We start from the raw sequence: 8,004 nt of genomic DNA, 5'->3' as shown, positions 1-8,004 counted from the left end.
CACCGGCACTGCGCGAACTGGCTCAGGCCCTGCGCTTGCGTGTGACCAGGTAGCCGATTCCGTAGAGCGCGGCAGTGAAGACCAGGGTGCCGAGAATCTGGATGCGCACGGATTCCACGGTCAGACCGAGGACGATGATCATGGCGATCCCTGCCAGCGTCGCATAGGACAGCCAGGGGAAGAGCCACATCTTCAACGGCAGTTCGTCGCCGGCGGCTTCGGCACGGCGGCGGATGATGATCTGTGACACCAGGGTCACGACCCAGGTGACGATGAGCGTGGACCCGACGATGTTGAGCAGCACCCCGAGCACCTCGGCGGCCCAGAAATAGTTCAGCGCCACTGCCACGAAACCGAACGCCGAGGTGGCCAGCACCGCTGCCATCGGAACGCCGCGTTTGGTCGCCCGTCCCAGTCCCGCCGGCAGCATCGCACGTTCGGACATGGAGAACGCCATTCTCGACGCACCGTAGATGTTGGCATTCATCGACGACAGCAGCGCGATGACGATGACTGCGGCCAGAAGCGAGGCGATGAGCGGAAGGCCGGCAGTGTCGAGGACCGCGACGAAGGGCGACTCGGTCAGCCGCTCGTCGTTCCAGTCGAGGACGAGGACGATGACTGCCACGGAACCGATGTAGAGGAACAGTATGCGCCACACGATGGTTTTGATCGCCTGGGTCACGCTGCGGCTCGGGTCCGCGGTCTCGGCCGCGGCGACCGCCACGATCTCGATGCCGCCGAAGGCGAAGGCGACGACGAGGAGTCCGGCAGCGACTCCGGGCAGACCGGTGGGCATGAATCCGTCGGTGAAGACGGCCGCAGGTGGCTCTGCAGGAGTCCAGCCGAACAGGTATGCGGCGCCGAGGACGAGGAACAGAGTGACGAAGGCGACCTTGATGAGGGAGAACCAGAATTCGAACTCACCGAAGCTGCCCGAGGTGGTGAGGTTGATCGCGGTGAAGATGACCATGATGGCCAGGGCGATGACCCACTGCGGGATCGCTGGGACATAATTGGCCGCGATCTGCGCGGCCGCGGTGGCCTCTGCGGCGACGACGAGGCAGAGCTGGACCCACCACAGGGCCCCGACGGCGAATGCGGCCGCCGGACCCATGGCTCGGCCGGCGTAGTGGGAGAAGGCCCCCGGGTTCGGATCGGCGGCCACGAGCTCTCCGAGGGCGCGCATGACGAAGATGACGATGAGTCCGGCCACCACATAGGAGATGAGGACGGCTGGACCGGCAGCTTGGACGCCGGCGCCCGACCCGACGAACAGGCCGGCGCCGATCGCCGACCCGAGGCTCATCATGACAAGGTGGCGCGGCTTCATTCCGACTTTGAGGCCGGCCCCGGACTGCGCTGCGTCAGGTGTCGCCGAGGCTGATGATGAGTCTGCGGGCACTGGGGACTGCGGCGATTGAGATTCAGGCACCGGATGAGTCTATCGTCCGACCACAGTCGTGAGACAGTCCGACGCGGACGAAGAGATGCCGTGGTCGCAGATCTGCGACCACGGCACCGTCAGCGGTTGAAGAGTCTCACTCTCCGCGTTTGATCCAGGCCTCCAGGGACGGCGCTTCGGCACCGATCGATGTCGACCCACCGTGTCCGGTGAGGACGACCGTGGCGGCGGGGAGTTTGAACAGGACGTCCCTGATCGATTCGATGATCGTCTCGAAGCTCGAATGCGAGCGTCCGGTAGCTCCCGGGCCGCCGTGGAAGAGCGTGTCTCCGGAGAAGAGCACGGGGCCGACTGCGCTGCCTGCGCCCGCCGAGGCGGGAACCGGCAGCCCGGTTTCGATGAAGAAGCAGGTCGAACCGGGGGAGTGGCCGGGAGTGTGCAGGGCCTTCACCCTCACCCCACCGACGTTCCAGGTGTCTCCGTCGGAGATCTCCGCATCGGGGCGGTAGCTGTCATAGGTCATGTCCCACAGGACGTGGTCGGCGGGGTTGAGATGGACGGGCGGGTTGCCCACACGATGGGCGAAGTCGCGCACGACTCCGACGTGGTCATCGTGACCGTGGGTCAGCAGGATCGCCTTGACCTCTCGCGCCCCGACCTTCTCCGCGATGGCATTGACGTCATGCGCGGGATCGATGACGATGACCTCGGAGTCGTCGCCGACGATCCAGACGTTGTTGTCGACGTCCCAGGTCCCGCCGTCGAGCGAGAACGTGCCGGACGTGACCAGATGCTCGATTGCCGTCATCAGAACTCCACCACCGATCGCAGTACTTTGCCTTGGCTCATCTTCTCAAATGCCTCCTCGACGTCGCCGATTCCGATGCGCTCGGACACGAACTTCTCCAACGGTACGCGCCCCTGCTGGTACAGGTCGACGAGCATCGGGAAATCCCGCTCGGGCAGGCAGTCCCCGTACCAGGAGGACTTCAGCCGGCCACCGCGGCCGAAGACGTCGAGCAGGGGGACGCTGAGCTCCATCTCCGGAGTCGGAACGCCCACGAGGACCACGGTGCCCGCCAGATCACGACCGTAGAAGGCCTGACGCCAGGTCTCCGGACGGCCCACAGCGTCGATGGCGACATCGACGCCGAAGCCACCGGTCAGCTCCTGGATCGCTGCGACGACCTCATCCTCGCTCTTGCCGCGAGTGTTGACCGTGTGGGTGGCGCCGAGTTCCTCTGCCCACTGGAGCTTCGTGTCATCGATGTCGAGCGCGATGATCGTGCCCGCACCGGCCAGGGCTGAACCGGCGATGGACGCGCAGCCGACGCCGCCGCAGCCGATGACGGCCACCGACTTGCCGCGGGTGACTTCGCCCGTGTTGATGGCCGCGCCGATTCCGGCCATGACGCCGCACCCCAGCAGACCCACGACAGCGGGATCAGCTTCGGGGACCTTCGTGCACTGTCCGGCCGCGACCAGGGTCTTCTCGGCGAAGGAACCGATGCCCAGCGCGGCCTCGAGCTCGGTGCCGTCGGGCAGCGTCATCTTCTGGGAGGCGTTGTGGGTGTCGAAGCAGTACCAGGGCTCACCGCGCTTGCAGGCCCGGCACTCGCCGCAGATCGCACGCCAGTTGAGGATGACGAAATCGCCCACCTCGACGTCGGTGACGCCTTCGCCGATCTCTGAGACGGTGCCTGCCGATTCGTGGCCGAGCAGGAACGGGTAGTCGTCGCTGATTCCGCCCTCGCGGTAGTGGAAGTCCGTGTGGCAGACGCCGCACGACTGCACATCGACGATGACCTCGCCCGGGCCCGGATCGGGGATGACGATGTCGGTGAGTTCGACCGGCGCTCCCTTGCTGCGGGAGATGACACCTTTGACGGTCTGTGGCATTGCGTCTCCTAGTGCTGTGGGCAGTGGTGAGGACCTTGTGCGCTGAGGCCGATCAAGGTCATATGCACGCCCGACGATGATTTCGTACAGCCCCACCCTAACCAGGCACGGGCCTCGCGACCAGTGCACGTCGCCGAATGAGAAGACGGCCCGATCCCCGTGCCGGGAATCGGGCCGTCTGCGCTCAGGTCGGCGGCGCGCTCACTCCTCGTCGGGGTGCTTGCGCAGGTGGACGATCGCGGCTCCGAGGCCGCCCCACACGGTGACGATGGCGATGATCATCATGACGATGGCTGATGTGCCCATGGTCAGACTCCCTTGTTCTCGTTGGCGGACGTTCCATTGCCGGGCGTTTTATTGCCGGACCTGCCCTTGGCGGTGTTCTCGTTGGCGACCGAGTCGGCGATCGCGGCGTCCATCTCAGCCAAAGTCGTCTTCGGCCATCTGATGAGTGAGAGCACGACCGAGGCAACGATGAGGACGCCGATCATGCCCCAGCCGAAGGTGCCGGTGATCAGACCCGGATATCCCTCATAGCCTTCGGTGATGAAGGTGATGATCTGCGTGATGAGCATGTAGATGAGCATCACGCCGGTGATCGAGATGAGGATCATCCAGGTGATGCCGAGTTTGAAGCTCGACACCGCGTTGAGGTGGCGGCTGAACATCGGCAGCTTGCGCAGCAGCCAGCCCACGGAGACGATCGCGAGGACGGCCGAGCCGACGATGCCGATGTTGTTGGCCCAGGCGTCCATGGTGTCCAGGGCGTACAGGCCGGTGATCGTGGGCATGAGCAGAATTGAGATGACCGCCATGCCGCCGCCGACGAAGAGCGTCGAGGACTTGTTGCCGACCCCGAACTTCTCGCGCAGAGCCTGGATGGGCACCTGGACGATTGAGATCATCGATGTCAATCCGGCGAAGACGAGGCAGGCGAAGAACACGAAGCCGAAGATCGGACCGCCCGGCATTTCGGAGATCAGGGCCGGGAAGCCGACGAAGGCCAGGCCGATGCCGCTGGTGGCCACGTCTGCGACCTCGACTCCCTGTGCCGCGGCCATGAAGCCGAGTGCGGCGAAGATGCCGATGCCGGCGAGGATCTCGAACGCGGAGTTGGAGAAGCCGACGACGAGGCCGGCGCCGGTGAGGTTCGTCTTCTTCTTCAGGTATGAGGCATAGGTGATCATGATGCCGAAGGCGATCGACAGAGAGAAGAAGATCTGCCCGTAGGCCGCAATCCACACGCCTGGATCCGTCAGCGCTCCGAAGTCCGGGGTGAATAGGGCGTTCAGCCCCTCGGCTGCACCGGGGAGGAACAGCGAACGGATCACCAGCGCGAGGAACAGAACGATGAGCAGCGGGATGAAGATCTTCGAGAAACGGGCGATGCCCTTCTGCACACCCAACAGAAGGATGCCCAGGACGAGGATCCAGACGATGATCACGGGAATGAGCACGGCCGGGACGAACTCGAACGAGATGCCCGGGTCGCCCATCTTGAGGTATTCGCCGAAGAAGAAGCCCTCTGCGTCGTCGCTCCAGGCCTCATTGAGCGAGAAGATCATGTACGAACCCGCCCAGGCCATGATCGCGGCATAGTAGATGCCGATGACGATCGCGATGCCCGTGGCGAACCAGCCGATCGGTTCCGCCGACTTGTGCACCATGCGGTAGGCCAGAGGAGCCGATCCTCTCGACCGGTGGCCCATCGCATAATAGAAGAAGAGCAGCGGGATTCCTGCGGTCAGCAGTGCGACCAGGTACGGGATGATGAAAGCCCCGCCGCCGTTGTCGTAGGTCACGTATGGGAAGCGCCAGATGTTGCCGAGGCCGACCGCCGAGCCGATTGCCGCGAAGATGAACGCGGAACGGGAGACGAAGACCTCCCTCTGGGGTTTTGTCGTGGCAGACATGATGTGTGTCCTTTCGGTCTCAACCGCCGATGTGTGCGGCTGCTTGCCGTCGGAGTTCTGCTGCGAATGCGCCGACGACGGAAGCAGGGAGCGCTGCCCGGAGGCTCGCCTCGACGCGGAGTGCGTGCGCTCCCGTTCATTGCCCCCCAGCTTACTGGGAGGATTCTGTGAAAGGTGCTCTGAGTCACGTGACTTGCATAACAGTCCGACAACGAATTCTGTCCTGCCGGGCGGCGCGCTTGTGCCCAGGGAACCGACAGGCCCAGCCCGGGCGCCGTGGCCGGTAGACTGGCGTGCGTGACTATCGCTCTGTACAACACCGCCAGCCGCACCACCGAAGAACTGCGCCCCGTCAATGCCGGGCACGTGGGCATCTACGTCTGTGGTGCCACGGTGCAGGGCGAGCCCCACATCGGCCACCTGCGCTCGGCCTCGGTCTTCGACCAGCTTCGCCGCTGGCTGATGTATCGCGGCTACAGCGTCACCCTGGTCCGCAATGTCACCGACATCGACGACAAGATCCTGTCGAAGTCCGCCGAGGTGGGTCGAGACTGGTTCGCCCACGCCTATCTGTACGAGCGGGCCTTCACCAGGGCCTATGCCGCCCTCGATGTGCTGCCGCCCAGCTACGAACCTCGTGCCACCGGACACATCACGGAGATGATCGAGCTCATCGACCGACTCATCGACGCGGGATACGCCTACCCGGCACTCGACGACAGCGGCGATGTCTACTTCGCGGCCGCCTCGTGGGCCGAGTACGGCGCACTGACCAACCAGCGTCTCGATGATATGGAGCCCGCGAACGATGCGGACATGCGGGGCAAGAAGGACGCCAGGGACTTCGCGCTGTGGAAGGCGCACAAGCCCGGCGAGCCCGGAACCGCCTCGTGGCCGGCACCATGGGGTCGAGGCCGACCGGGCTGGCACATCGAGTGCTCGGCCATGTCGACGAAGTACCTCGGCGAGAATTTCGACATCCACGGCGGCGGGCTGGATCTGCGCTTCCCCCATCATGAGAACGAGCTGGCTCAGTCGCGGGCGGCCGGTGACCGGTTCGCCAACATCTGGATGCATTCGGGCCTGCTCAATGTGGGCGGGGACAAGATGTCGAAGTCCCTGGGCAACTCCGTGTTCGCCTCCGAGCTCTTCGATCGCTACAGTCCGCTTGCCGTGCGCTACTTCCTCACCGGCGCCAGCTACCGGTCGATCCTCGAGTTCTCACCCGAGGCCATGGACCGGCAGACCGCCTCCCTCGACCGTCTGGCGAACTTCCTCCAGCGGGCCCGGCAGACGCTCGGAGATGAGGCACCCGCGCTTCCCGACGTCAGCGACTCCTACCGCGGTCGCAGCGTCGACGTACCCACGGAGTTCGCAGCGGCACTCGACGACGACCTCGGCGTGCCGCGTGCCCTGTCCGAGGTCTTCGCGACGGTCACCGAGGGTGCGAAGCTCCTCGACTCCGGCCAGGATCGGAACACGCTCAGCCGGATCGTCGCCCAGGTGGAGCTGATGCTCGATATCCTGGGAGTCAATCCCAGCGCCGAGGCGTGGGCCGGCTCGGGAGCGGATGCGACGGTCGAATCGGCGCTGGATTCCCTCGTCGATGCGCTCGCCGGGCAGCGGGCCGAGGCCAAGGCGGAGAAGGATTTTGCCACGGCCGATGCGATCCGGGACAATCTGGCATCTGCCGGGATCGTCATCGAGGACACGGCGGACGGCTACCGCTACCACGTCAAGGACAGCTGACCGGTCCACTGCACACCTCCACAGCACTCTGCAATGCAATCTCTCCCGGTGACGAGCCTCGGTTCGTGACCACTGACGACTCTTAAGGATTCACATGGCTTCCACCCCACGCGCCGGCGGCTCGAAGAAGGGCCCGACCAAGGGCTCCGGCGGCAAGAACAAGCGCAGCCTGCGCGGCAAGGGCCCCACGCCCAAGGCCGAGGACCGCGTCTACCACAAGGCGCACAAGGCGACGGCGAACAAGAAGGCCGCCAACGCCTCGGCGCAGGCCAAGCGACGCAAGAAGGAGAACGGCCCGAACATGGTCGCCGGGCGCAACTCGGTGCTCGAGGCCCTGCGTGAGGACGTTCCCGCAACCGCGATGTACGTCGCCGGACGGATCGATTCCGATGACCGCGTCCGCGAGGCCATCACCCTGGCCACCAAGCGCGGCATCTCGATGCTCGAGGCGAGCAAGCCCGACCTCGACCGACTCACCGACGACGCGATCCATCAGGGCATCGCCCTGCAGATCCCGCCCTACGAATACGCCGAGCCCCGTGACCTGCTCGAAGACGCGGCCGACCGTGCCGAGGCGCCGCTGCTCGTCGCGCTCGACGGCATCACCGACCCGCGCAACCTCGGTGCGATCGTCCGCTCCACCGCGGCCTTCGGCGGCCACGGCGTCATCATCCCGCAGCGCCGCGCAGCCTCGATGACCGCCGCCGCGTGGAAGACCTCCGCCGGTGCTGCGGCCCGCATCAGGGTCGCGCAGGTCGTCAATCTGGCCCGCGCCATCGACGAGCTCAAGAAGCAGAACGTCTTCGTCGTGGGACTCGACATGGACGGAGACGTCGAGCTGCCGGAGCTGACCTTCAGCCGCGATCCGGTGTGCATCGTCGTCGGCTCCGAGGGCAAGGGCATCTCGCGCCTCATCGCCGACAAGTGCGACCAGATCGTGTCGGTCCCGATCGCCGCGACCACTGAGTCCCTCAACGCGGGCATCGCCGCGGCCGTCTCCCTCTACGAAGTCGCCCGCACCCGCCGAGGCTGAACTGC

The 8,004-nt window shown here is 65.4% G+C and carries 7 protein-coding genes; 2 read left to right on the top strand and 5 right to left on the bottom strand.

Annotation, left to right across the window (positions count from 1 at the left end):
• Nucleotides 1–22: 22 nt before the first annotated feature.
• From L0G76_RS12205 to L0G76_RS12185, 5 genes are all read right to left on the bottom strand, one after another.
• Nucleotides 23–1,333, bottom strand: coding sequence for an amino acid permease (locus L0G76_RS12205; protein ID WP_487247007.1), 1,311 nt, complete (start codon nucleotides 1,331–1,333; stop codon nucleotides 23–25).
• A 208-nt stretch (nucleotides 1,334–1,541) separates the two neighbouring features.
• Nucleotides 1,542–2,213, bottom strand: a complete 672-nt coding sequence (locus L0G76_RS12200; protein WP_304357468.1) for an MBL fold metallo-hydrolase — start codon at nucleotides 2,211–2,213, stop codon at nucleotides 1,542–1,544.
• Entirely contained in the window at nucleotides 2,213–3,304 is a 1,092-nt protein-coding gene (locus L0G76_RS12195; RefSeq protein ID WP_304357467.1) for an S-(hydroxymethyl)mycothiol dehydrogenase, read from the bottom strand. The genes L0G76_RS12200 and L0G76_RS12195 overlap by 1 nt, the downstream gene beginning before the upstream one ends.
• A gap of 201 nt (nucleotides 3,305–3,505) precedes the next feature.
• Entirely contained in the window at nucleotides 3,506–3,610 is a 105-nt protein-coding gene (locus L0G76_RS12190; RefSeq protein ID WP_092106110.1) for a methionine/alanine import family NSS transporter small subunit, read from the bottom strand.
• Between the two features lie 2 nt (nucleotides 3,611–3,612).
• Nucleotides 3,613–5,217, bottom strand: coding sequence for a sodium-dependent transporter (locus L0G76_RS12185; protein WP_304357466.1), 1,605 nt, complete (start codon nucleotides 5,215–5,217; stop codon nucleotides 3,613–3,615).
• Between the two features lie 297 nt (nucleotides 5,218–5,514).
• Between L0G76_RS12185 and cysS the strand changes: the two genes are divergently transcribed.
• Together cysS and rlmB are read left to right on the top strand one after the other, a co-directional pair.
• Nucleotides 5,515–6,966: a cysteine--tRNA ligase gene (cysS, locus tag L0G76_RS12180; RefSeq protein WP_304357465.1), complete on the top strand. Its 1,452-nt coding sequence runs from the start codon at nucleotides 5,515–5,517 to the stop codon at nucleotides 6,964–6,966.
• A 94-nt stretch (nucleotides 6,967–7,060) separates the two neighbouring features.
• A complete protein-coding gene (gene rlmB, locus L0G76_RS12175) occupies nucleotides 7,061–7,999 on the top strand; it encodes a 23S rRNA (guanosine(2251)-2'-O)-methyltransferase RlmB (RefSeq protein WP_092106113.1) in 939 nt (312 codons plus the stop codon).
• The last annotated feature ends 5 nt before the right edge of the window (nucleotides 8,000–8,004 follow it).

It is taken from the genome of Brevibacterium picturae (genome assembly GCF_030453725.1).
GTDB classification, from domain to species: domain Bacteria; phylum Actinomycetota; class Actinomycetes; order Actinomycetales; family Brevibacteriaceae; genus Brevibacterium; species Brevibacterium sandarakinum_A.
Note: the sequence above shows the minus strand (reverse complement) of the source record. Positions and strands in the feature narration are given on the sequence as shown.

What these genes read in the sequence shown, in the direction of transcription:
- L0G76_RS12205 (WP_487247007.1), bottom strand. Translation starts at nt 1,333, where the DNA reads ATGAAGCCGCGCCACCTTGTCATGATGAGCCTCGGGTCGGCGATCGGC.
- L0G76_RS12200 (WP_304357468.1), bottom strand. Translation starts at nt 2,213, where the DNA reads ATGACGGCAATCGAGCATCTGGTCACGTCCGGCACGTTCTCGCTCGAC.
- L0G76_RS12195 (WP_304357467.1), bottom strand. Translation starts at nt 3,304, where the DNA reads ATGCCACAGACCGTCAAAGGTGTCATCTCCCGCAGCAAGGGAGCGCCG.
- L0G76_RS12190 (WP_092106110.1), bottom strand. Translation starts at nt 3,610, where the DNA reads ATGGGCACATCAGCCATCGTCATGATGATCATCGCCATCGTCACCGTG.
- L0G76_RS12185 (WP_304357466.1), bottom strand. Translation starts at nt 5,217, where the DNA reads ATGTCTGCCACGACAAAACCCCAGAGGGAGGTCTTCGTCTCCCGTTCC.
- rlmB (WP_092106113.1), top strand. Translation starts at nt 7,061, where the DNA reads ATGGCTTCCACCCCACGCGCCGGCGGCTCGAAGAAGGGCCCGACCAAG.